Consider the following 23446-nt stretch of genomic DNA (forward strand, 5'->3'; position numbering starts at 1 on the left):
GCCGTTAAGCAGGATTTCCATGCCGCACCCCACCCGTCGTGAATGGCTCGGCCTCACGCTAGCGGCCGCCGTCGGCGGTCCGGCTCTCGCCCGACCCGACGCCATCAAACTTCCGGCCCGAGCCGTCACGAAGGGGCCGAAGCACCACTGGTTCGGGTACTACGACAAGTGCCCCTGGGACATGACCGGCCGCTACCTGCTCGCGATGGAGAACGACTTCTGCGACCGTCAGCCGACCGCGACCGACCGCATCACCGTCGGCATGGTCGATTTGAAGGATAACGACCGGTTCATCCCGCTCGACACGACGCTCGCCTGGAGTTGGCAGCAGGGCACGATGCTCCAGTGGCTCGGCTCGGCCCCCGACCGCGAGGTGATTTACAACGCCTTCCTCGAAGGCAACCCGGCCGCCGTCATTCGTGACGTGAAGACGAACAAGACCCGCACCCTGCCGCGGCCAATCTACGCCGTCAGTGCCGACGGCAAGCAGGCGGTGACGCTCGACTTCGCCCGCCTCCACCGCCTCCGCCCCGGCTCCGGCTACGCCAGTTACAAGGAGACGTTCGCCGACGATCCCGCCCCGGAGGCGCTCGGCATCTGGCACGTCGACCCGGCCACCGGCAAGGACAAGCAGATCATCAGCCTGAAGCAGTTGGCCGCGCACAAGCCCGACCCCCGGTTCACCGGGGCGCACCATTGGGTGAACCACTTGCAGTTCAACCCCGGCGGCTCGCGGTTCGTCTTCTTGCACCGCTGGCGGGTCGGCGAGAAGCCGTGGAGCACGCGGCTGTACACGGCCAAACCGGACGGCACCGACCTGCGATTGCACCTGGACACCGGGATGGTTTCGCACTTCGACTGGCGGGACGACGCCACGCTCTTGGCCTGGGTGAAGCCGCCGACCGGCGGCAACACGTTCGCCCTCATCGACGTGGCAACGGACTCACTGACCGTCGTCGACGACAGCGTGCTGACGGTGGACGGCCACTGTTCGTACAGCCCCGACCGGAAGTGGATTTTGAACGACACCTACCCGGACAAGGACCGGTTGCAGTGGCTGATGCTGTTCGACCCAGCCAAGAACCGCCGGTACGACCTGAACCAGTTCGCGTCGCCGAAGGCGTTCACCGGCCCCGTCCGCTGCGACCTGCACCCCCGCTGGAACCGCGGCGGCACACAGGTCTGCTTCGACGGCTGCCACGACCCTCAACGACAGGTGTACGTCGTGGACGTGCGGGACGTGGTGCGGTAGGAGTGGCCGCGAGCGTGTCGTTCCGGCTCATGCCTGGGCTGGCCAACTCGCGTGTTGCAGGACAACTCGATACCCGTCGGGGTCTTCGAACGTGCTGCCCTGGCGGTCCCAGTAAGGATTGAACGCCGGGACCGCTCGACACCCTGTCCGCTCCATCCGATCGACCGCCGCTCGCCACTCGGCTTCGTCGGGCAGGTAGAACACCAACAGGTTGTCCGCTGTTGGTGCCCGGCCGGCGACATGCCCAGCCGCCCGCGTGAATTCCAGGTGGTACCCCGCCCCAGGCCGCCCGAGCATCACCCCGTCGAACCCGTCGTGGCCGGCAAATTCGTACAGCACCTCGAACCCCAACCCGTCTCGATAGAACGCGACCACCGCGGTCAAGTTGTCGGTCGGACGGGCGATCCGAATGTGCGATCTGCCCAAGTCGGCAACAGTATCCACCGAAACTTCTCAAGGGTTGAATGACCGCGATCGCCGATTCGAAGGGTGCGTGGTACAACGAACATGGGGAGGGTAGCGTGCCTCTCGATGTAACTCCGAGTTCTCGCCCCGTAGGCTCGGATTGTCCTACCCCGATTCGGTGGGCGAAGCCCCCGCGTCAACCCAGGGCGCAATCGGCCGACGAATCAAGGTTCTGGATCGTCGATCCTACTAACACTACCGCGGTTTACCACGGCGGCCTTTGCCGCCCTTCGCTTTCTTCACCTGCGGACTCGCCACGTTCTCGCCCTTCAGCTTCGCGATCTGGTCGCGGAGGTTGGCGGCTCGCTCGAATTCCAGATTCTCGGCGGCGGTCAGCATCTCCTTTTGCAGTTCCTCCAGGAACTCGGCCGTCACGTAGTCTTGCTTGTCGTTGCCGGCCACTTCCTGGGCCAGTTGGTGAGCTTCGATCTCTTCTTCGATGCCGCTGTTGATCGCCGTCTGCACCGTCTTCGGCGTGATGCCGTGTTCCTTGTTGTAAGCCAGCTGAATGACGCGACGGCGGTTCGTCTCGGTCAGGGCACGGTCCATGCTGCCGGTCACGGTGTCGGCGTACATGATGACCTCCGCGTTCACGTTCCGGGCGGCCCGGCCCATCGTTTGAATCAGCGACTTGTCCGACCGCAGGAACCCCTCCTTGTCCGCGTCCAGGATCGCCACCAGCGATACTTCCGGCAGGTCCAACCCTTCGCGGAGCAGGTTCACGCCGACGAGTACGTCGAACGCCCCTTCGCGGAGTTCGCGCAGCACGGTCACGCGCTCGATGGCGTCGAGTTCGCTGTGCAGCCACTTGCACCGAAGGTTCGCGTCCTTGAAATAGTTCGTCAAGTCCTCGGCCATCCGCTTCGTCATCACCGTGACCAGCGTGCGCTCCTTCTTCTCGGCTCGCAGCTTGATTTCCTTCTCCAAGTCCTTCACTTGCCCGCGGGCCGGGCGGATGTGCGTGATCGGGTCGACCAGCCCCGTCGGGCGGATGACTTGCTCGACGACTTCGCCGCCGGTGCGTTCCAGTTCGAACGGCCCCGGCGTGGCGCTCAGGCAGAGGCAGCACGTCAGCCGTTTGTCGAACTCCTCGAACCGCAGCGGCCGGTTGTCCATCGCGCTCGGCAGACGGAAGCCGTGTTCGACGAGCGTGGTCTTCCGGGCCGCGTCGCCGTGGTACATGCCCCGGACCTGAGGCAGCGTGACGTGAGATTCGTCCACGACCAACAGCATGTCGTCAGGGAAGAAGTCGAGCAACGTGTACGGCGGCTCGCCCGGCTTGCGGCCGCTGAACCACCGGGCGTAGTTCTCGACGCCGGAGCAGTAGCCGACCTCGCGGAGCATGTCCAAGTCGTACCGGCAACGGGCCTTCAGGCGCTCCGCCTCCAGCAGTTTGCCCTCCTTCTTGAACTGTTCGAGCCGGTCGTTCAACTCCTGTTCGATGCCCTTGATCGCCTCGCGGGTGCGGTCTTCCGGCGTGACGAAGTGTTTGGCCGGGTAGATGTAAAGCTCGTCGAGTTCCTTGATGACCTCGCCCGTCACCGGGTGGACCACGCTCACGGCATCGACCTCGTCGCCGAAGAGTTCGATGCGATAGCCGACTTCCTCGGACGCCGGCCAGACTTCGATCGTGTCACCGCGCACCCGGAACTTGCCGCGTTCGAAGGCGATGTCGTTCCGCTTGTACTGGATGTCCACGAGCTTGAGCAGCAGTTGTTCGCGCTCGATGATCTCGCCCTTCGGCAGGTAGACCATCATCCGCTTGTAGTCCGTGGGCGAGCCGAGGCCGTAGATGCACGACACCGACGCGACGATGATGACGTCCTCCCGGCTGACGAGAGCCGCGGTCGCCGCCAGCCGGAGGCGGTCGATGTTCTCGTTGATGCTGCTGTCCTTCTCGATGTAAATGTCCCGCTGGGGGATGTACGCCTCCGGCTGGTAGTAGTCGTAATAGCTGACGAAGTAGTGGACGGCGTTGTGCGGGAAGAAGCCTTTGAACTCCTTGTAGAGTTGGGCCGCGAGCGTCTTGTTGTGCGCGAGGATGAGGGTCGGCTTGTTCAACTTCGCGATGATGTTGCTGGCCGTGAACGTCTTGCCCGTGCCGGTCGCGCCGAGGAGTACCTGCATCGGCTTGCCCGATTCGAAGCCCTTGGTCAGTTCGGCGATGGCCTTCGGCTGATCGCCCGCGGGTTGGTACTCGGAGGCGAGTTGAAACTTGGCGGCCATCGTGTGCGCTCCTTTAAGAAGTCTCGCGCAGAGCCGCCAAGACGCGAAGAAGACAGGAAAAGAACGAATTCTTTCTAGCCGTCACGCCGGTGGCGGTCGCCCGTGTGTTGGTGGAAGAAATGGATTCTCTCTTCTCGGCCTTCTCTTCTTGGCGTCTTGGCGGCTCTGCGCGAGATCCGTCTTGAAGATATACAAATTATCATATCGGCTGCCCGGCGGAGTTTCTACAACAGCGGCATGAAAACCTTCACCGATCGCCTCGCCGATGTCGTCCGCCGGAAGGGGCCGCTGTGCGTCGGCATCGACCCGCGGCTGGAGTCGCTGCCGAAGTCGCTGCGCGACAAGCCGCCCGCCGAAGCCTTCGAGGCGTTCGGGCTGCGCGTGCTGGAACTCGTCGCGCCGTTCGCCGGGGTGGTGAAGCCGCAGGCGGCGTTCTTCGAACAGTACGGGCCGGCCGGGTTCGCCGCGATGGGGGGCATTCTCAAACGCGCGAAGGAACTCGGCTTCGTCACCATCCTCGACGCGAAGCGCGGCGACATCGCCAGTACCGCGACCGCCTACGCGGAAGCGGCCTTCGGCCCGACGTGGGACGCCGACTCGCTCACCGTGAACCCGTACCTCGGACAAGACGCCGTGGAGCCGTTCATCGCGACGGCCCGGAAGGGCAACCGCGGGCTGTTCGTGCTCGTGCGGACGAGTAACCCCGGTGCGGGATTGTTCCAGGATTTGAACTGCGACGGCCGGCCGGTCTATCGGCACGTCGCGGAAGCCGTTGTGAAGTGGAACGCCGACCGCGGCGACGTGGGGGCCGTCGTCGGGGCGACGCACCCGAACGAGTTGCGGGAACTGCGGGCCGCGATGCCGGGCGTGTGGCTCCTAGTGCCGGGGTACGGGGCACAGGGCGGGACGGCCGCCGACGTGAAGGCGGCTTACGACGCCAACGGCCTCGGGGCGGTGGTCAACAGTTCTCGCGGCGTGACCTTCCCGTTCCAGCCGGACGACCCGGACTGGGAAGCGAAGATCGTGGCCGCGGCGAAGAAGGCGCAGGGCGAGTTGAAGTAGCCTACTTCGCCGGCGGCCACACCAACCGACCCGGCGTCGTGGTGCGGATGCTGTAAAGGGTGCCGCCGCCGGTGATGTAGAGCGTCTTACGATCGTCGCCACCGAAGGCACAGTTCGTCACCTCGTCCCGCGGCACCGCCACGAACGCGAGCAACTTGCCGTCACCGTTCAGCACGTAGATGCCGGCTTTCACGGTGGCGTCGGGTTCCCCCGGTGGGTTCGACTTGTTCAGCCCGGCGGCGACGTACAGCCGACCTTGCGCGTCCTGCTTCAACCCGTCGGGGCCGCGGCCCTTGCCCCAGTCGTAGATGAGTTTTTGCGTCTTCGGATCGACGCTGCCGTCGGCTTGGAGGTCGAACCGCCAGAGTTTGCGGGCACCGCCGACGGTGTCGTTGTTGTTGTCGGCGACGTACAGGTACTTGTCGTCGGCCGAGACGAGGACGCCGTTCGCACGCTCGACCTCGCGGCCGATCACGCGGCTCACCTTGCCGTCGGCGTCGATGCGGTAGACGCCCTCAATGGTCTTGCCGGCGGCGTCCAACAACTGCATGTCGTCGCGGGGGCCGTAGCGGGGGTCGGAGAAGTAGATGCGGTTCTTTGAATCGACCGTCACGTCGTTCGGCTGATTGTACTTCTTGCCGCCGAAGTTGTCGGTTAGCACCGTCACCTTGCCGTCGGTGTCGGTGCGGGTGACGCGCCGCAGTTTGGGTTCGCACGCCAGGAGACGGCCGTCGCGATCCCAGAGGAGGCCGTTCGTGCCGGCGTCCTTGCGGAAGACTTCCGACTTGCCCTCCGGCGTCAGGCGGTTGATGTGCCCGCGGCCGCTAGAGAAGACGCCGAGCGTGGGGTGCCACGCCGGCCCTTCCCCGCCAGCCTCGCCCTCGGCTTCGACCTTGAGCTTGGAGGTGGGGTCGAAGATCGGCTCCTCGCCGAAGGCGGGGAAGGCGAAGAGAAGGAGAAGAAAGAGGGTACGCATCGCGACAACTCCGGCGGGAGAACTTGTTCCAAGAAACCGGCGAGCGGCCCGGCGTAGGCGGGCCGTGTCTCTTCGACGTTAAGACACGGCCCGCCTACGCCGGGCCACTGGCCGTTGCGAATGCAAACGAAGGTTGCGGGAGGAAATCGGCCGCCTCGAACGGTCTACGCCTTCTGGTCCGGCTGTTCCTCGGTCCGCATCCAGGTGATAATGCGGGCGGCCCGGTTGTTGGTGACGTAGGCGAAGAACCACTGGAACACCACCAACAGGCGGTTCTCGAAGCGGGCCAGGTAGAGGACGTGGATGAACAGCCACGCCAGCCAGGCGATCAGGCCGCTCAGGCGGATGCGGCCGGTTTCCACGACGGCCCGCGCGCGGCCAATGGTCGCCATGCTCCCCTTGTCCCAGTAGTGGAAGGCGGCCCGCGGCGACTTGCCCCGCACCCGGCGGTCGATCACGTCGGCGACGTAGTCGCCCTGCTGCATCGCCACCGGGGCCACGCCGGGCAGCGGCTTGCCGGCGGCGTCCTTCTGGCTCATCATGTCGCCGATGATGAAGTAGTCCGCGAACCCCGGCACCGTGCAGTCCGGGGCAACGCTCACCCGACCACCGCGGTCCACGTCCGCCTTCGCCCCTAGCCGTTCGACTAACTTCCGCCCCAGCGGGTTGGCCTTCACGCCGGCCGCCCAGACGACGGTGCTGGTTTCGATCCGGCGGACGGACTTGTCCACGTCGGACGTGATCTCGACGTGCGTCGGCGTCACCGCCGTGACGTGCGCGTCGCACTGCACCTCGACGCCGAGCGCGGTGAGGGCTTGCAGCGCCTTCGCGGAGAGCTTCTCGTGGAAGTTCGTCAGCACCCGCGGCTGGCCCTCGACGACGACGACCCGGCAGTCGGCCGGGTTGAACGCGCGGAACTCGCGGGTCATGGTCGTGCGGGCGAGTTCGCCGATGGCCCCGGCCAACTCCACGCCGGTCGGCCCGCCGCCGACGATGACGAACGTGAGCAGCCGCTTCCGCTTGTCCGGATCGGTCTCCCGCTCGGCCGCCTCGAACGCCAGGAGGATGTTGCGTCGGATTTCGGTCGCGTCCTCGATCGTCTTCAGGCCGGGGGCGATCGGCTCCCACTCCGCGTCGTGGCCGAAGTAGTGGTGGTGCGAGCCGCAGGCGACGACGAGCGTGTCGTAAGGAAGCCGGCTGCCGTCCGCGAGGGCGACTTCCTTCTTCACGGTGTCGAAGTCCGAGACCTCGCCGAGCCAGACGCGGACGTTGGCCTGCCGTTTCAGGATGGTCCGCAGCGGGGCGGCGATGTTAGCCGGCGAGAGCGACCCGGTCGCGACTTGGTACAGCAGCGGTTGGAAGAGGTGGAAGTTCCGGCGGTCCACGAGCGTCACGTCGACCGGCGACCGACCCAACCCTTGCGCGCAATACAGGCCGGCGAATCCGCCGCCGATGACGACGACGTGGTGGCGGGGGGTACTGCTCTCGGCCATGAATCAACCTCTCGCGGAAGGGGCGGGAGGTATCTTAGGGCGAGTTTGCCGTGCCGGAACCGGGTCGGACCACGACTTTCTCTCGGCCGCCGGGCGGCGGAGTGTCGCCCAGGTTCACCGGTGGTAAGTGCGAAGATCGGCGGCCGAGCCGGTTCCCCCACAGGCAAAGGGCCAGGACCGCCGGTGACACCCAAATGAACGTGTGCAGTCCGATCTCGGCGGAACCGGTCAGCCACGCTTTGATCGTGCCCGGCGCGACGACGCCGACCGTGACGAGCGCGAACCCGGCCGCCACGAGATACCGCCCGCGGCCAGGTTGTTCGACCAATCGGGCAGCGACGGCCAGCACCGGGACGAGCAGCACGACGAGGTCGAAGATCCACGCCCCGTAGGGCGTCGCCAGCACCGAGACGAACACCAGCCCCGGCAGTTCGTCCGACCAGTTCCAGATCTGACGCTTTCGCCACCAATACCGGGCTACGAGGCCGACGACCGACATCATCGGCAAGAACTGAACCCAGAACGCCCCAGGGGCGAGGGCCATTCGCAGCCAGTAGCTCACCAGCGGTTGCGCCCAGTCCTTCGGCGACACGTTGATGTCGGTGGACGACTGCCAGCCGGCCCCGGAGTAGTGGGCGTAGACGGCCGGATTCATCAGCCACGCCCCGCCGGCCGCGAGCAGTACGGTGACGAACCCTGCGAGCAACGTCCGCCGGCCGGCCCGCGACACGAGCGCGTCCAGCACGACGACGAGGCCGAAGGCGAACAACAGGTGCGGCTTGATGGCGGTGAGCGCGACGAAGACGCCCGCGATGACCGGGCGATCGATGTGGCGGAAGTACAGGAACCCGGCGAGGCCGAGGAGGAGTAATCCCCCGATCTGCCCGTACCAGAAGACGAACGCGGACGGGCCGAAGGTCAGGGCGAGAACCCACGCGACCCAGAGGTACGATGTCGGCCCGCGGTAGACCTTCCAGAGCCACGTCGCCGAGAGCAAGATTGCCGCGAGTTGTACGGCGAGGAAGACGTAGTGTGCGGAGGTCGCCGACAGCAGTCCGAGCGGGGTGACGAGAACCAGCACCCACGGCGGGTTCCACATCATCGTCACGTCGTCAAGTTGCTTGACGCCGAGGGCCGCTTGTTGATGGGGCTTCAGTTGGGCCGCGTCGTAGGGATTGCCCCCCGCCAGATTCACCTTCGCGGCCGACCAGTATTCGACGAAGTCCTTCATCGGCAGCGACGACGGCTGCTCCCGCACGCGCGAAACGCACCAACCCAAACCGGCAAGGATCGCCAGCACGCCGACCACGATCACCCACGGCCGGGTCTTGGGTTCTTCCGGACCGATTGCCGACATGATGACTCCTCGCGCGAATCCTGCGTGCGGGAGTCTAGAACGCGGCCCGGTAGATCGCCAGAATTTCGTCCCGCGTCGGCGTCCTTGGGTTTACCCGCATCAGCCGGCTGATGGCGAACGCCTTGTCCGCGAAGCCGGGTAGCATTTCGACCGTCACACCCAGGTCACGGAGCCGCTGGGGGATGCCCACGTCCGCACAGAGTTTGCTCACCGCGTCGACAGCGTAGTTCGCCAGGAAGGTGCGGTCGGTCGAGACAGGGTACTCGCCGAGAACGAACGGCAGTTTCGCGAACACGTCCATGCGGGCCGACAGGTTGTACCGCATGACGTGCGGCAGCAGCAGCCCGTTGCCGGCCCCGTGCGAGACGTGGACCGCCCCGCCGACCGGGTATTCCATCGCGTGGACGAGCGCGACCCCCGCGTTCGAGAACGCCAGACCGCCGTAGGTCGCGGCCAAGGCCATCCCCTCGCGGGCGTCGAGGTCGTTGCCGTCCTTCACCGCCTGCCGCAAGAACTGGCCGACGAGTTCGATGCACTTCGCGGCCATCAGGTCGGCCATCGGGTTCTTGCCCTGGTAGACCGACGCCCCGCCCGGCCGCGCGAGATACTCCGCCTGATCGACGGCCGTGATCGCCTCGACGGCGTGAACGAGCGCGTCAATGCCGGAGTCGGCCGTCACCTTCGCCGGGCAACTCACGGTCAGCAGCGGATCGACGACAGCGATCTTCGGCCGGATGTGCTGACTGAGGCAACTGACTTTCATGTGGTTCGCCGTGTCGGTGAAGACGGCCGCCTGCGACACTTCGCTGCCGGTGCCGGCCGTGGTCGGCACGCAAATTAGCGGCGTCACCGGCCCCGGCACGCGGGAATCACCGGTGTAGTTCGTGGCGTCGCCACCGTGGGCCAGACAGATCGCGACGAGCTTGGCCGCGTCCATGTTGCTGCCGCCGCCGAGGCCGAGGACGGCGTCCGGCTCAACGAGTTTCGCCGCCGCCGTGGCTTGGCGGATGATCTCCAGCGACGGCTCCGGCTGCCCGCCCTGAAAGATACCGACTTCCACGCCGGCGTCGGTCAGCGGCTCGACAACGCGGTCGAGGATTCCCGCCTTCGCGAGAATCGCATCGGTGACGATGAACGCCTTGCGGAAACCGGCCCGCACGGCGATGTCGCCCAGGGTGGCCGCCGACCCGCGGCCGAAGACGAGTGAACCGGCGGAGTGGAAGTTCCAGATCATGCTTGAAGCTCTGAGTGCGGAACGCGGAGTACGGAATGAAGAATACAATACGGCCCGCGGCCGTGATTTCGGTTTTCACTCCGCGTTCCGCACTCCGAACTCCGCACTCCGACATGAAGATCGGCATCCTGACCATCTCCGACCGGGCCAGCCAGGGCATCTACGAAGACAAGAGCGGCCCCGCGATCGTCGCGTGCTTGCAGGAGATGCTCTCGTGCGAGTGGGCACCGGTGGTCCGCGTCATTCCCGACGAGCAGCCGCTGATCGAAACGAACCTGAAGGAACTGTGCGACACGGAAGGGTGCTGCCTCGTGGTGACGACCGGCGGCACCGGCCCAGCGAAGCGCGACGTGACGCCGGAGGCAACGGAAGCGGTGTGCGAAAAGATGATGCCCGGCTTCGGCGAGTTGATGCGGGCGGTGTCGCTGAAGATCGTGCCGACGGCGATCCTCTCGCGGCAGACGGCCGGCATCCGCGGGAAGTCGCTCATCATCAACCTGCCCGGCAAGCCGTCGGCGATCCGCGACTGCCTGACGGCCGTGATGCCGGCCGTGCCCTACTGCGTCGATCTGATCGAGGGACCATACCTGACGACGCACGAAGCCGTGGTGAAAGCGTTCCGGCCGAAGCAGTAGTCGCGACGATTTCATCCATTGTGCGGCGGTTCGTTCCCGCTATACTTCATCTCCAATGTCGGTCCCGGACCTGGAGGTGCCCCGCCGTTGAAGAAGCTCCCTTCGTGCCGACGCTTCGCGTTGGCCTTGCTGCTCCTCTCACTTCCTGCGCTCGCGACCGCACAAGAGAAAAAACCGCTCCGCTGGGGCACCGACCCGACCGGCGGCGCGCCGTACATCTACCGCGACAAAACGGGCGAGTACACCGGTTTTGAATTTGAACTCGCGGAATACTTGGCCGAGAAATTGGACCGCAAGAGCGTCCTCGTCGAAGGCGACTGGGCCAACCTGCCTCAGCAACTCAAGAAGCCCGCCGACGTCGAGAACGGCGTGGACATCATTCTCAACGGGTACGAACTCCGCAAGGACCTCGCCGCCAAGTATGGCGTCACGAGGCCGTATTACGTCTACCGGCTGACGCTGATGGCGTCGAAGGAGAGCGATACCACCACGTGGGACGACCTGCCCGGGAAGAGTGTCGGCGTCCTGGGCGGGTCAGCCGCCCATCGCTACGTGAAGAAGCGGTACGGCCGAACGGTTGACCTCAAAACGAACCCCGATGTCGCCAACGTCATGAAGTTGGTGAACGACCGCCGCATGGACGCCACGGTGCAAGACAGCCCGGCGGCGACCTACTTTCTCAGCGAGTACGGCGGACTCAAGGGCGTGGGTGAGCCGGTGCAAGCCGGGGACCTCCCCGGGTATTACGTCATCTACTACCGCAAGTCCGATGTGGAACTCGGCAAAGCGCTCGACGGAGCCCTTTCCGCCGGCCTTCGCGACGGGACGTTCAAGAAGATCTACTCCCAGAAAAAGTACGACCTGTGGAACGCGGATCAGGAAGCGTTATTGCCGACGCTCGACAAGCCGTGGCCGCCCGAAAATTTGCCGGCCGAGGAAAGCCCGTGGCCTGATCTGATCGAGGAACTATTGCTCTCGGCCGGGATGACCGTCTTCTTGGCCGTCACCTCCTTCCCCCTGGCCATGGCGATCGGGCTGACCGTCGCCCTTGGCCGCGTCTACGGCGTGCGGCTCGTCTCGATCCCGCTCGGCATTTACGTCGAAGTCATTCGTGGCACGCCTCTTTTGCTCCAACTCTTCTTCCTCTACTACGTCATCCCGGAAATGTTGTTAAACACGGAACGGGACTGGTTCATCTGGCTGGCGAAAGAGATCAGTCCGCTCCGGGCCGGCATTCTCGGCCTCGCCATCAACTACTCGGCTTACGAGGCCGAGAACTACCGCGCGGGCCTGCTCGCGATACCAAAAGGCCAAATGGAAGCGGCGTTAGCCCTCGGCATGAGCCGTCGAACGGCCATCCGCCGGGTCGTCGTGCCGCAGGCTTGGCGGATCGTCATCCCCCCGGTCACGAACGACTTCATCGCGCTGTTCAAGGACACCGCGGCCTGTTCCATCTTGTTCGTGACGGAACTCACACGGAAGTACAACGAACTCTTCAACTTTAACCGTGACCTCGTCATCGAGTTGGCGTTCCTCACGGCCGGACTCTATTTGGCCATGAGCTACCCTCTCGCGTTGTTGGCCCGACGCCTGGAACGCCGCCTCGCTGGCGGGAAGGGAGGCCATCCGTGATTTCGGTCACCAATCTCACCAAGTTCCACGGTTCGCAGCGCGTCCTCAACGGCGTGTCGCTGACCGTCAACCGTGGCGAAGTCACCGCCCTCGTTGGCCCGTCCGGCGGCGGCAAGAGCACGCTGCTGCGCTGCATCAACGGGCTGGAGACGTTCCAGAGCGGCGGGGTCGAGGTCGCCGGCAACAAACTCGCCGGTGGGCCGACACACGACTCGCGGGTGCTGCAAAAACTGCGGCTGTCCGTCGGAATGGTCTTCCAGCAGTTCCACCTGTTCCCGCACATGAGCGTTCTGGACAATGTCATGAGCGGCCCGCTGTACGCCCTCAAGCAGAAGCGGGGCGAAGCCGAGGCGACCGCCCGCAAGTTGCTCGACCGCGTCGGCCTGAAGGAGAAGGCCGACGCGCGGCCGGCGAATCTGTCCGGTGGGCAGCAACAGCGTGTTGCGATCGCCCGCACGCTTGCGGTTAAGCCGTTGGCGGTGCTGTTCGACGAACCGACCAGCGCCCTCGACCCGCAGATGGCGAAAGAAGTGCTGGCCGTCATGCGCGACCTCGCGGCCGACGGGCAGACGATGATCGTGGTCACCCACGACATGGACTTCGCCGAGCGGGCGACCGTGGTTCACCTGATGCAAGCCGGCGAGATCGTGAAATCCGGCCCGCCGGCCGAGATACTCAAGGAACACCGATGACACAGTTAATTCGCGTCGGCCACTCCCCGGACCCGGACGACGCCTTCATGTTCCACGCGCTGGCGAACGACAAGATTCCGACCGGCGACTTCCGCTTCACGCACGAACTGCAAGACATCGAGACGCTCAACCGGCGTGCCCTCAAGGGGGAACTCGAAGTCACGGCCGTGAGCATCCATGCGTACTCGTACTTGCTTGACAAGTACGCCCTGCTGCCGAGCGGGTGCAGCATGGGCGACAAGTACGGCCCGATGGTCGTGGCGAAGACGCCGCTGAAGCTCGCCGACCTGCCGACGATCAAGATCGCCGTGCCGGGGACGATGACGACGGCGTTCCTGACACTGCAATTGCTACTCGAAGACGTGAAGCCGGGGTCGTCGAAGACGCTGCAATACGAGGTTGTGCCGTTCGACCAGATTCTCGATTACGTCGCCGCCGGGAAGGCCGACGCGGGGCTGATCATCCACGAGGGCCAACTGACGTTCCAGAATCAGGGGTTGCAACTCGTCGTCGATCTCGGCGTCTGGTGGCAAGAGAAGACCGGGCTGCCGCTGCCGCTCGGCGGGAACGTCGTCCGCCGCGACCTCGGCGAGGCGACGATCCGCGAAGTGAGCCGTCTGCTGAAGGAGAGCATCGAGTACGGGCTGAAGCACCGTAAGGAGGCGCTCGATCACGCCCTACACTACGCCCGCGACATGGACTCGACGCTCGCGGACAAGTTCGTCGGCATGTACGTCAACGACTGGACGCTCGACTACGGCCCCCGCGGCCGAGAAGCCGTGCGCAAGCTGCTTGCCGAAGGGCACCGGGCGGGGCTGATCCCGAACCCGGTGGACGTGCAGTTCGTTGAATGAGTCGGGTTACGCGGGTGGCGAGGCGCGTGAATCGAGAATTGTTCCGCGCTTTCGTCTGGAATTGCCCGCAGATCAGCCGAACATAGTTTGGTACGTCCCTGCCGCGGGGACACTCGATTGCCGTTAGCCCCCGACGATCCGCATGTCGTTCAGTCCACTCGTCGACGACAGCCCCGAGATTCAGAAGCAAATCTGGCAGATCTACCTGGACTACTTCCACGCCGCCGAGAAGAAGCGGCGGTGGAACATGCAAACGGACATCCCGTGGGACCAGTGCAACCCCGGCGTGAACCCGGCCTACGCCGACGTGATCCAGACGTTCTGCATGATCGAGTTGTTCCTGCCCGACTACCTGAGCAAGCAATTGCCGCAGGTCCGGAACAACAAGGGCCGGGCGTGGATGCTGGCCAGCTGGGGGTACGAGGAATCGAAGCACTCGATGGTCCTGAACGACTGGATGCTGAAGGGCAAGCACCGGACCGAAGAGCAGCTACAGGACATGGAGGAAGGCGTCTTCGAGAAGGAGTGGACGCTGCGGTACAACGACCCTCTGGCGACCGTCGTGTACACGATGGTGCAGGAAGTCGCGACGCGGGTGAACTACCGGAACCTCCGCCGCGCCGCGGGCGGCCAGTGCCCGGCCCTCGATAAGGTTTTGGAACTCGTGCAGATCGACGAGGCAGCCCACGGGCACTTCTTCCGGCAAATCGTGTCCGTCTACCTCGAACACGACCGGGCCGCGACGCTGGAGCGGATACGCACGGTGTTAAACACCTTCGCGATGCCCGCGGACCACTTACTCGCCGACGGCCGCCGCCGGATCGCCGCGGTGAAGGAATTGAAAATCTTCGACGAGTCGAACTACCTCAACGACGTGGTGACGCCGCTCCTCGGTCAACTCGGCCTCACCCGTGCCGACATCCGCGGCCCGAAAATGCACGTCGCGAAGAGCTAAGCCTATCCCTTTGCAAGAAAGGGGCGGCTCCCCGTCTGAGGAGCCGCCCCTGCGAACGTCAGCCGCGGCCTTTCCCGCTCAATAATCGTCGTCGTCGTCGCGGGGGCGACGGACCTTCTTCTTTTTCTTCCTCGGCGGCGGACTACTCGACATCGAGATAATGCCCTTGATGATCGCGGCGATGACCGCGATGGCCAAGACGGCGATGCCGATGTACATGCTCTGGCGACCGGCCGCCGTCTTCGTCTTCGTCCCGTCCGCGTTTACGACCTCGTTGAACACCGTCTTGCAATTCGGGCACCGCTCCGGCGTTCGGCCACTGCTGTCGGCCCACTTGTGCTTACACTTGTCACACTCCCATTCGGCCCCGCCGTTCATCCCGGCGTTCGGCGTGCCTCCGGCCGGCGACCCCAGCCGGGGAGTCGCCACCCTCCCCTGCTCGGCCATTCCGGCGTTGGGGAACACCGGGGTGTTCGGGACGGCCGGCGGGTCCGCCCTCGGTGGGAACGTCGGCGTCGGGAACGTCGGTGTCGGTGGTATCGGCGGTGGCGTTGGGAACGACGGAGAGTTGGGGAACCCGGGCGGTTGGGCCAGGGCCAGCGTGCCCCCGACCGAAAGGACAAAAACAACCACGGGAAGCCAAGCTCGCAGGCGGATAGAGGCGATCATCCCAAGAGTCTCGTGAGAGGAAATAATGAAACGGCCTGATTATCCCGACAGTCGGCCGAGAATTCAAGCGCAATTATGAGTGTGAGGGGGCGGTCAGCCGGGGCGGGCGATGGGGACCATCCGCACGGAGGTTTCGCCGCATTCCGGACAGGGGAACGGGCCGCCGCCGCGGGAGCCGACCGGCACGCAGTTCCAGCCGCCACAGTGGGAACACATGCGAGTCGTGTCCACGGCCGCGACGCGCTCCGGGAACCGCCAACGGACGAGGCGGTTGGCACTGAACTCGATGCCGGTCGCCAGCAGGACGCATATCGCGATGCCGAGGCCGGCCCCGACGAACGGGTTCGCCACGAGGAAGCCGACCGCGATGCCGAGGACCAAGCCCATCGCGCCGATGCCGGCGCACCCGCCGCAGCCGATGGCCACGCCGCCGGCCGTCAGCCGGCGGTGCTGCGTCACCCGCCCGCAATCGCGGCAGACGAGGTTCTGCACTTCGACGAGTTGCCCGCCCCAGGCGGTCGTGTGGAACGACAGGCCGAATTCTTCGAGCACGTACTCCGCGAACGGATGGGTGACGATGGGGAACTTCTCCCCCAATCGGCGGCGGGCGTCTTCCTCGCGGTCGGTGACGAGGACGACGAACCCGCCCGCGGAAACGTCCGGCGATTCGTACCCGCAGTGCGAACAGTTGCCGCGAAACACGAGGGGCATGGGGGTATCCGTCGATCTCGTCCGTGGGGCGGATGGAGGAATTTTAGCGTAACCGCCCGCCGAGTTCGACCGGAATGTGATTCACCCCGCAAAGGTGGTCCCGCCCGCACCCCGGTAACTATCATTTTGACATGCCGTCTTCCCGCACCCCGCCGCGTTCCGACTGGTGGTTCAACTTCATCCGCGACCGCGTGGCCGGCGGCTACCTCCGCAAGCACTGCCACGCCCTACGGCTGGCGAAAAGTTCGGCCGCCCTGCCGGCCGACGATGCCCCGATCCTTGTGGCGATGAACCACCCGTCGTGGTGGGACCCGCTCATCGCCTTCGTGTTGAGCCGCCAGTTGCCGGGTTACAAGCACTTCGGCGTGATCGACGCGGCGATGCTGAAGAAGTACGCGATGCTGAAGAAGGCCGGCATCTTTGGCATCGACACGCACACCCTGCGCGGGGCGACGGAGTTTCTGGAGAAGGGGCAGGCGATTCTCGAACAGCCGCGGCACGCCTTCTGGGTGACGGCGCAGGGGGAGTTCGCCGACGTGCGGCAACGCCCGCTCGCCCTGCGGTCCGGCGTCGGCCACTTGGCGGCACGGCTGTCCCGCGGGTGGGTCGTTCCGCTGGCGATGGAGATCGGCTTCTGGAACGAGCGCACGCCGGAAGCCCTCGCGAAGTTCGGCGAGGCGATCCCCCTGGGCGGCGAAAGTGGCAAGGCGATGACCGCGAAGATCGAAGCCGCCCTGACGGCCACCCTCGACGATCTGAACCGCGACGCGATCAGCCGCGACGCGGGGCGGTTCGTCCCGGTGCTGAGCGGCCGTGTCGGCGTAGGCGGTGTCTACGACTGGTGGCGGCGGTTCCGTGCGACCGTCACCGGCCGGCCGTTCGACGCCTCGCACGGGAGGGAATCGTCGTGACCGTGCTGGCAATCGTGGCGTTCCTCTTCGCCCTGGGGCCGGCGACGCTGTACTTTCGCAACACACGCTTATTCCGCGAACCGCCCGAGATTCCGGCCGAATCCTTCCGTATCTCCGTGCTCATCCCCGCTCGTAACGAGGAAGCCGGCATCGCCGATTGCGTGGAAGCGGTGCTCGCGAGTCGCGTCGTCGAGTTGGAGTGCGTCGTCCTCGACGACCACTCCGACGACCGCACGGCCGCTATCGTGCAAGAGATGGCGCGGAAGGATTCCCGCCTGCGATTGGAAACGGCCCCGCCGCTGCCGGCCGGTTGGAGCGGCAAGCAGCACGCTTGCCATTGCCTCGCGCAACTCGCCACCTTCCCCCTGTTGAACTTCCTCGACGCCGACGTGCGACTCGCGCCGGACGCCCTCGCCCGCATGGCCGCGTTCCAACATACTTCGGGGGCCGCGATCGTCAGTGGCTTCCCACGCCAGGAAACCGGCACGTTCTTCGAGAAGCTGCTCATCCCGCTGATCCACTTCCTGCTGCTCGGCTTCCTCCCGTTCAAGTGGATGCGCCGGTCAACGCGACCGGGCTTCGGGGCCGGGTGCGGGCAGTGGTTCCTCACGCCTCGGGACGCCTACGACCGCGTCGGCGGGCACGCCCACCTGAGCGTGCGGAACTCGTTCCACGACGGCGTGAGACTGCCGAGGGCGTACCGGGCGAACGGCCTGATGACCGACCTGTGCGACGTGACCGCCCTGGCCACGTGCCGCATGTACCGCACCGCCGGGCAGGTCTGGAACGGCCTCGCCAAGAACGCCCGCGAGGGGCTGGCCGCACCGAAGCTGATCCTGTTCAGCACGCTCATGCTGTTCTGCGGGCAGGTGCTGCCGTTCGTGCTCCTGCCGTTCGCCGACGGGTGGCCGCTCGTGTTGGCAGCCGCGGCGTGCGCGTTCGCACTGCTGCCGCGGGTTCACGGCGCGATCCGCTTCCGCCAATCGGGACTCGGCGCGACCCTGCACCCCCTCGGCGTGACGGCCCTGCTCGCAATACAATGGTACGCCACGGTTCGGGCGGTTCTCGGCCGGCCGGTCGGATGGAAGGGTCGGACGAAACCGAATGCAGGTGATTGATTCATGATTGACCAGCCCACTTACGCCATCGTCGGGGCCACCGGCGGCATCGGGTCGGAACTCTGCCGCACGCTCGCCGCGACGGGGGCCACCCTCTTCCTCGGTGCCCGCCACGAGTCCCGGCTGGAGCACTTGATCGCGGAACTAAGGCAGGATTCCCCCGCCGTCGTTCACGCCTTCCCGCTCGACGCGACGAACTCGGAGGAAGTCGACCTCTTCTTCGCGAAGGCAGTCGAGACGTGCGGCACGCTGCACGGGGCCGTGAACCTTGTCGGCTCGCTCCTCTTGAAGCCGGCCCACCTGACGAACGACTACGAGTTCGGCGACACGATCATGCTGAACCTGAACACCGCGTTCTACGTCCTGCGGGCGGCCGCGCGGATGATGCAGACGACGGGCGGGTCGATCGTGCTAGCGTCGTCGGTGGCGTCGAAGATCGGCCTGGCGAACCACGAGGCGATCGCGGCCGCGAAGGGCGGCATCAACGGTTTGGTGATGGCCGCCGCCGCGACCTACGCGAGCAAGCACATCCGGGTGAACGCCGTCGCCCCGGCCTTGGTCCGCACGCCGTTGGCCGAGAAGATCACGTCGAACGAGCTAGCCCTGAAGGCGTCCACGGCAATGCACCCGCTCGGCCGCATCGGCGAGCCGACCGACGTGGTCGCCGCGATCGCGTGGCTGCTCGACCCGCGAACGAGCTGGGTGACGGGCCAGATCCTCAGCCTCGACGGCGGCATGTCTAGCATCCGGGGGAAGTGAAGAAATCAGGTGGCTGTCGGGCTGAATGCCGCGAGGAATCGCTCGTAGTCATCACGGCGGAAGCGGTACGATCCCCATGCAGGTTCCCACCGGATACATGATCCGACTACACCTTTGCGCGTCTCGTCGAACCCTAGCCGGTCCCACCGAACCACGTCCGTCTCGGTTACGACTTCCGCCATGACCACGGAGCAACTGTAATCCAAGTCGTCTGGGCAAATCAGAATGGGGGCGTATCCGGTGCAGCCTACCTCGGGCAGAATCCTTTGCCATGGAATCACGCTATCTTCGTCGTTGTGAAACCATCCGAGTAAGGAGGACACCAGGCCTGTAAGTTTGGAGCCGGGGATAGCGGCATCCAGCACTTCATCCAACGCTATTCCATCCACGGCGATGATAAGATGGGGTTCCGGGACGAACTTACTCGCGGCCCGAATCGCCTGAATTTGGTTCATTCGATCGTAACCTACAGCCCACGTGATGTGCCTCCTTTATATAGTGGCGCGATTCCGCGAGGCCCACCGAGGGACTCGACGGATCGGCAAACGGCCACTCGTATGCGGGAGCCGTGCGATGCGTTCGCGCTAAGCCGATGTGGCCTTCGCGTGCTTCATGATGAGGTTCGTGAGTTGACCGCGGCAGGAGCCGCAGCCGGTGCCGGCCTTCGTCGCCTCGGAGAGCATCGGCAAGGACGTGCAGCCGTCCTTGATCGCGCCGACGAGGCACGACTCGGTGACGTGGTGGCAGTTGCAAATCTCGCGGTCGGCCGCCGACGTGGAGATGTCGCCGCTGCACAGGATGTCCAGGCGGTTCGGCGGCAACTCGTCGCCGCGGTCGAACCAACGGGCCAGGCTCGGGGCCGATTCGCCGTCGCCGACGCAGATCGCGCCGACGAGTTTGCTGTCGCGAACGACCATCTTGCGGTAGATGCCGCGGCGGTCCTCCATCACCTGCAACACTTCGTCCGACTCCTGCTGCGGGTCGATGAGGCCCATGCTGGCCACGTCCACGCCGGCCACCTTCAGCTTCGTGTACTGCTTCGAGCCGCGGTAGCGGGCGGCCGGATTCGCCCCGGTCAGCACGTCGGCCACCACGTCGCACTGCTCCCAGATCGGCGGCACGATGCCGTAGACGAGGCCGTTGTGTTCGGCACATTCGCCCACCGAGTACACGCCGGGCACGGCCGTCGCGAGCAGATCGTTCACGACGATGCCGTGCTTCACCGGGATGTTCGACGCTTGCGCCAAATCGACCCGCGGGCGGATGCCGGCGGCGATCACGAGCATGTCGGCCGGGATGACCTCGCCGGTCTTCAGCGCCACGCCATGGACACGGTCGTCGCCGATCACGCCGGTCGCCGTCTGGCCGGTCCGCACGAAGATGCCGAGCTTCTCGATACCGCGGCGGACGATCTCGCCGCCGAAGCGATCGACTTGCAGGTTCATCAGCCAGTCGGCACGGTGGACAACGGTGACATGTAAGCCCATGTCGGAGAGCGCCTTCGCCGCCTCCAGGCCGAGCAACCCGCCGCCGAGGACGACGGCCGAACACGGCGGCTTCGCGAAGTCCCGCATCCGGCTGCAATCGTCGATCGTGCGGAACAGGAACGCCCCCGGTTTTGGCTTGCCGTCCGCCCCGCGGAGGCCCTCCATCGGCGGCACGGACGGAGCCGACCCGGTGGCGATCACGGCCACGTCGTAGGCGTGCTCTTCGCCAGCGCTGTCGGTCAGCCGCCGGCGAACGCTGTCGATTTTCGTGACGAGCTTGTTCGAGTGGTACGTCACCGCCCGGTCGGCGTACCAGCCAGTCGCCTTCAACATAATCTCGTCGGCCGTGCCGCCGGCGAGGACGCGACCGAGCAGGATGCGGTTGTAACAGCCGTGCCGCTCTTCGCCGAAGACGCTGATGTCGAACTGCGTGCCGGCGTTGCGGCGGAAGAGTTCGTCGAGCAGTCGGCCCGCGGCCATGCCGTTGCCGATGATGGCGAGTTTCTTTTTCATGGTGCACTCTTGGAAACGCTGACGACCCGCACGGCGGCGAGCTTGAACTCGGGCATCCGGCTGACGGGGTCGAGGAACCCGCCGATGAGCAGGTTGGCCCCCTCGCGGCCGCCCCAGTGGAACGGCGCGAACAGGGTGTCCGGCCGAATATCGGGCGTGACATCGACCCGGAACTCGGCCCGCCCGCGGCGACTTTCGAGCGTGACGAGGTTGCCGCCGGCGATACCGTGCCGGCGGGCGAGCGTCGGGTGGACTTGTAGCAGCGGGCCGGGCTTCGCCTTCGTGAGTTCGCCCACCTGCCGCGTCTGCACGCCGGAGTTGTAGTGCTCCTTGTAGCGGCCGGTGGTGAACAGGTACGGGAAGGCCGCGTCGGGCGTGTCGCCGGCGGGGCGGTGTTCGACGGGCAGGAACTTCGCCTTGCCGTCCGGGTGGAAGAAGCGATCGGCGAACAGCCGCGGCGTGCCGGGGTGGTCTTCGGCGGGGCACGGCCAGAAGACGCCCTCGTTGGCCTCGATCTTCTCGTAGGTGATGCCGCTGTAGTCGGCCGTGCCGCCGGCGGTCGCCCGGCGGAACTCGTCGAAGACTTCGCGGGCGGAGTTGAACGCGAACTTGTCGCCGCAACCGAGGCGGTCGGCGAGTTCGCGGAGGATGTCGAGGTCACCGCGCACGCCGGTCGGTGCGAGAGCCGTCTGCCGGCGGCGAATGACGCGGCCCTCGAAGTTCGTCATGGTGCCGTTCTCTTCGGCCCACTGGTAGACGGGCAGCACCACGTCCGCAATCTGCGAAGTCTCGTTCAGGAACGAGTCGGCCACCGCGAGGAAGTCGGTCGCCTTGAGGCGGGCGACCGTGCGGTTCACGTCCGGCGAGGCGACGACGAGGTTCGACCCCATGACGAAGAGCGTGCGGATGGGCGAAAGCCCAGGGACGGCCGTCCCTGGGCTTTCGCCCAGAGCGTCGATCAACTCATACGCGCTCTTCCCCTTCCGGGGCAGGCTCTCGGCCGGCACGCCCCAGAACTTGGCCATCGCCTCGCGGTGGTCGGGGTTCTCGATGAGCCGATAACCCGGCAGTTGGTCGGCCTTCTGGCCGTGTTCGCGACCGCCCTGACCGTTGCCCTGACCGGTGAGCGTGCCGTAGCCGCTCTGCGGCTTGCCCGGTAGGCCGAGCGCGAGGGCGAGGTTCGTCCAGGCGTTGACCGTGTCCACGCCCTTGCTGTGCTGCTCCGCGCCGCGGCCGGTCAGGAACATGCACGACTTCGCCGCCGACATCCACTTGATCGCCTGCCGCAACAGCGGTTCGCCGACGCCGGTAATCCGCTCTGTGCGGGCCGGGTGGTCGTTCAGTACCGTCGCCCGCACGGCGTCGAAGCCGTTCGTGCGCGTCGTGATGTACTCGCGGTTCAGCAGGTCGAGTTCGATCGCGAGGTACAGCAACCCGTTGGCGAGCGCCAGGTCGGTGCCGGGGGTCGTTTGCAGGTGCAGGTCGGCCGACCGGGCGGTGGACGTGCGGCGGGGGTCGATGACGATGACCCGACCGCCGTTGGCCTTCTGCTTCTGGAACCACTGCATGATCGGCGGCAGCGTGTCGGCACAGTTCGAGCCGATCAAGACGATCAGTTCCGCCTCGCCGATGTCGTTGACGGGGAACGGCATCCCGCGGTCCACGCCGAAGGCGCGGTTGTTCCCGCCGGCCGCCGACGACATGCAGTACCGGCCGTTGTAGTCGATGTTCGCCGTGCCGAGCGCCAGGCGGGCGAACTTGCCGAGGAGGTAGACCTTCTCGTTCGTCAGCGCCCCGGAGCCGAACATCGCGTTCGCGTCCGGGCCGTACTGTTCGCGTGTCCGGCGCATGGCGTCGGCGATGCGGTCGAGAGCTTCGTCCCAATCGGCGGGGCGGAAGTCGTCCTTGCGGCTGTCGCGGACGAGGGGCGTGGTGAGCCGCTGCGGGTGGCGGAGGAGTGCCCCGGCGGACCAGCCCTTGATGCAGAGTTGGCCGTTGTTGACGGGGAAGTGCGGGTCGCCGAGGATGGCCTCGGCGGCGTCGCTCATGCGGATGCCGCACTGGTAGGCGCAATACGGGCAGTGCGTGCGGAGCGCGAGTTCCACCACGCCTTGGCCCCCTTACGAAACGGTGACGTAAACCTGCCCGCCGACCACCTCGACGGGGTATGTCGTCAGGGCACAAACGCCGGGCTGATCGCACGCGCCGGTGTCGCTGTGAAACCGGAAGGCGTGGTACGGGCAGACCACCTGGTCGCCGGCGATCATGCCGTCGGCCAGCGGCCCGCCCTTGTGCGGACAAAAACCATCGACAGCGAACACTTTGCCGCCGCGGCTCTGGAAGACAGCGATCGGCGTGTCGCCGACCTTGAACGCCCGGCCGAGGCCGAGCGGCAAGTCGTCGAGCGTACAGAGCGGGATGCGGGTGAGAGTCGCGGGCATGGGA

The 23446-nt window shown here is 65.9% G+C and carries 21 protein-coding genes; 10 read left to right on the forward strand and 11 right to left on the reverse strand.

All coding sequences use genetic code 11. The features are described 5' to 3' along the window. Positions 1-19 precede the first annotated feature (19 nt). A complete protein-coding gene (locus PX52LOC_RS01685) occupies positions 20-1252 on the forward strand; it encodes a TolB-like translocation protein (RefSeq protein ID WP_149108453.1) in 1233 nt (410 codons plus the stop codon). Between the two features lie 27 nt (positions 1253-1279). On the opposite strand, the gene PX52LOC_RS01690 is transcribed toward PX52LOC_RS01685, so the two are convergent. Both PX52LOC_RS01690 and uvrB read right to left on the reverse strand, forming a co-directional pair. Next, the gene (locus PX52LOC_RS01690) at positions 1280-1696 is read right to left on the reverse strand and encodes a VOC family protein (RefSeq protein WP_218575259.1); all 417 of its coding nucleotides are present in this window, start codon (positions 1694-1696) and stop codon (positions 1280-1282) included. Positions 1697-1912: 216 nt separating this feature from the next. Then, the gene (gene uvrB, locus PX52LOC_RS01695; RefSeq protein WP_149108454.1) at positions 1913-3943 is read right to left on the reverse strand and encodes an excinuclease ABC subunit UvrB; all 2031 of its coding nucleotides are present in this window, start codon (positions 3941-3943) and stop codon (positions 1913-1915) included. A 237-nt stretch (positions 3944-4180) separates the two neighbouring features. Here uvrB and pyrF point away from each other — a divergent pair, with 237 nt between their 5' ends. After that, on the forward strand, positions 4181-5005 hold the full coding sequence (gene pyrF / locus PX52LOC_RS01700; RefSeq protein ID WP_149108455.1) for an orotidine-5'-phosphate decarboxylase: 825 nt from the start codon (positions 4181-4183) through the stop codon (positions 5003-5005). Between the two features lies 1 nt (position 5006). Here the strand turns inward: pyrF and PX52LOC_RS01705 are convergent, their stop codons facing one another. The 4 genes from PX52LOC_RS01705 to PX52LOC_RS01720 all read right to left on the reverse strand — a co-directional run bounded on the left by PX52LOC_RS01705 (position 5007) and on the right by PX52LOC_RS01720 (position 10065). Continuing rightward, positions 5007-5981 carry an SMP-30/gluconolactonase/LRE family protein gene (locus PX52LOC_RS01705; protein ID WP_149108456.1) on the reverse strand — a complete coding sequence of 325 codons (975 nt, stop codon included), beginning with the start codon at positions 5979-5981 and terminating at the stop codon, positions 5007-5009. Between the two features lie 164 nt (positions 5982-6145). Further along, positions 6146-7474, reverse strand: coding sequence for an NAD(P)/FAD-dependent oxidoreductase (locus tag PX52LOC_RS01710; protein WP_149108457.1), 1329 nt, complete (start codon positions 7472-7474; stop codon positions 6146-6148). Between the two features lie 34 nt (positions 7475-7508). Next, entirely contained in the window at positions 7509-8831 is a 1323-nt protein-coding gene (locus PX52LOC_RS01715; RefSeq protein WP_149108458.1) for a glycosyltransferase family 87 protein, read from the reverse strand. A 34-nt stretch (positions 8832-8865) separates the two neighbouring features. Next, entirely contained in the window at positions 8866-10065 is a 1200-nt protein-coding gene (locus PX52LOC_RS01720; RefSeq protein WP_149108459.1) for an iron-containing alcohol dehydrogenase, read from the reverse strand. 113 nt (positions 10066-10178) lie between these two features. On the opposite strand from PX52LOC_RS01720, the gene mog reads away from it, so the two are divergent. From mog to PX52LOC_RS01745, 5 genes are all read left to right on the forward strand, one after another. Then, positions 10179-10700, forward strand: coding sequence for a molybdopterin adenylyltransferase (gene mog / locus PX52LOC_RS01725; protein ID WP_149108460.1), 522 nt, complete (start codon positions 10179-10181; stop codon positions 10698-10700). An 87-nt stretch (positions 10701-10787) separates the two neighbouring features. Beyond that, positions 10788-12332 (forward strand): ABC transporter permease subunit, encoded by a 1545-nt coding sequence (locus PX52LOC_RS01730; RefSeq protein WP_149108461.1) that lies wholly within the window; start codon positions 10788-10790, stop codon positions 12330-12332. Next, positions 12329-13024: an amino acid ABC transporter ATP-binding protein gene (locus tag PX52LOC_RS01735; protein ID WP_149108462.1), complete on the forward strand. Its 696-nt coding sequence runs from the start codon at positions 12329-12331 to the stop codon at positions 13022-13024. Before PX52LOC_RS01730 ends, PX52LOC_RS01735 begins: the two co-directional genes overlap by 4 nt. Beyond that, positions 13021-13878, forward strand: a complete 858-nt coding sequence (locus PX52LOC_RS01740) for a menaquinone biosynthesis family protein (RefSeq protein WP_149108463.1) — start codon at positions 13021-13023, stop codon at positions 13876-13878. Before PX52LOC_RS01735 ends, PX52LOC_RS01740 begins: the two co-directional genes overlap by 4 nt. Positions 13879-14020: 142 nt before the next feature. Further along, positions 14021-14833 carry an acyl-ACP desaturase gene (locus tag PX52LOC_RS01745; protein WP_149108464.1) on the forward strand — a complete coding sequence of 271 codons (813 nt, stop codon included), beginning with the start codon at positions 14021-14023 and terminating at the stop codon, positions 14831-14833. Between the two features lie 78 nt (positions 14834-14911). Here the strand turns inward: PX52LOC_RS01745 and PX52LOC_RS01750 are convergent, their stop codons facing one another. Then, the gene (locus PX52LOC_RS01750) at positions 14912-15502 is read right to left on the reverse strand and encodes a hypothetical protein (protein WP_149108465.1); all 591 of its coding nucleotides are present in this window, start codon (positions 15500-15502) and stop codon (positions 14912-14914) included. Positions 15503-15595: 93 nt separating this feature from the next. Beyond that, positions 15596-16213, reverse strand: coding sequence for a hypothetical protein (locus tag PX52LOC_RS01755; protein WP_149108466.1), 618 nt, complete (start codon positions 16211-16213; stop codon positions 15596-15598). Between the two features lie 131 nt (positions 16214-16344). Here PX52LOC_RS01755 and PX52LOC_RS01760 point away from each other — a divergent pair, with 131 nt between their 5' ends. The 3 genes from PX52LOC_RS01760 to PX52LOC_RS01770 are packed head-to-tail and all read left to right on the forward strand — an operon-like array spanning position 16345 to position 19001. Continuing rightward, the gene (locus PX52LOC_RS01760) at positions 16345-17124 is read left to right on the forward strand and encodes a lysophospholipid acyltransferase family protein (protein ID WP_149108467.1); all 780 of its coding nucleotides are present in this window, start codon (positions 16345-16347) and stop codon (positions 17122-17124) included. Continuing rightward, positions 17121-18242: a glycosyltransferase family 2 protein gene (locus PX52LOC_RS01765; RefSeq protein WP_149108468.1), complete on the forward strand. Its 1122-nt coding sequence runs from the start codon at positions 17121-17123 to the stop codon at positions 18240-18242. Before PX52LOC_RS01760 ends, PX52LOC_RS01765 begins: the two co-directional genes overlap by 4 nt. A gap of 3 nt (positions 18243-18245) precedes the next feature. Further along, positions 18246-19001: an SDR family NAD(P)-dependent oxidoreductase gene (locus tag PX52LOC_RS01770; RefSeq protein WP_149108469.1), complete on the forward strand. Its 756-nt coding sequence runs from the start codon at positions 18246-18248 to the stop codon at positions 18999-19001. A gap of 584 nt (positions 19002-19585) precedes the next feature. On the opposite strand, the gene PX52LOC_RS01775 is transcribed toward PX52LOC_RS01770, so the two are convergent. From PX52LOC_RS01775 to nirD, 3 genes are read right to left on the reverse strand one after another with little or no spacing between them, the layout of a single operon-like run. Beyond that, the gene (locus PX52LOC_RS01775) at positions 19586-21001 is read right to left on the reverse strand and encodes an FAD-dependent oxidoreductase (RefSeq protein ID WP_149108470.1); all 1416 of its coding nucleotides are present in this window, start codon (positions 20999-21001) and stop codon (positions 19586-19588) included. Beyond that, positions 20998-23109 (reverse strand): molybdopterin oxidoreductase family protein, encoded by a 2112-nt coding sequence (locus PX52LOC_RS01780; protein ID WP_149108471.1) that lies wholly within the window; start codon positions 23107-23109, stop codon positions 20998-21000. The genes PX52LOC_RS01775 and PX52LOC_RS01780 overlap by 4 nt, the downstream gene beginning before the upstream one ends. 12 nt (positions 23110-23121) lie before the next feature. Continuing rightward, on the reverse strand, positions 23122-23442 hold the full coding sequence (nirD, locus tag PX52LOC_RS01785; protein ID WP_149108472.1) for a nitrite reductase small subunit NirD: 321 nt from the start codon (positions 23440-23442) through the stop codon (positions 23122-23124). Positions 23443-23446: the final 4 nt, after the last annotated feature.

The organism is Limnoglobus roseus (assembly GCF_008254045.1).
GTDB classification, from domain to species: Bacteria; Planctomycetota; Planctomycetia; order Gemmatales; family Gemmataceae; genus Limnoglobus; species Limnoglobus roseus.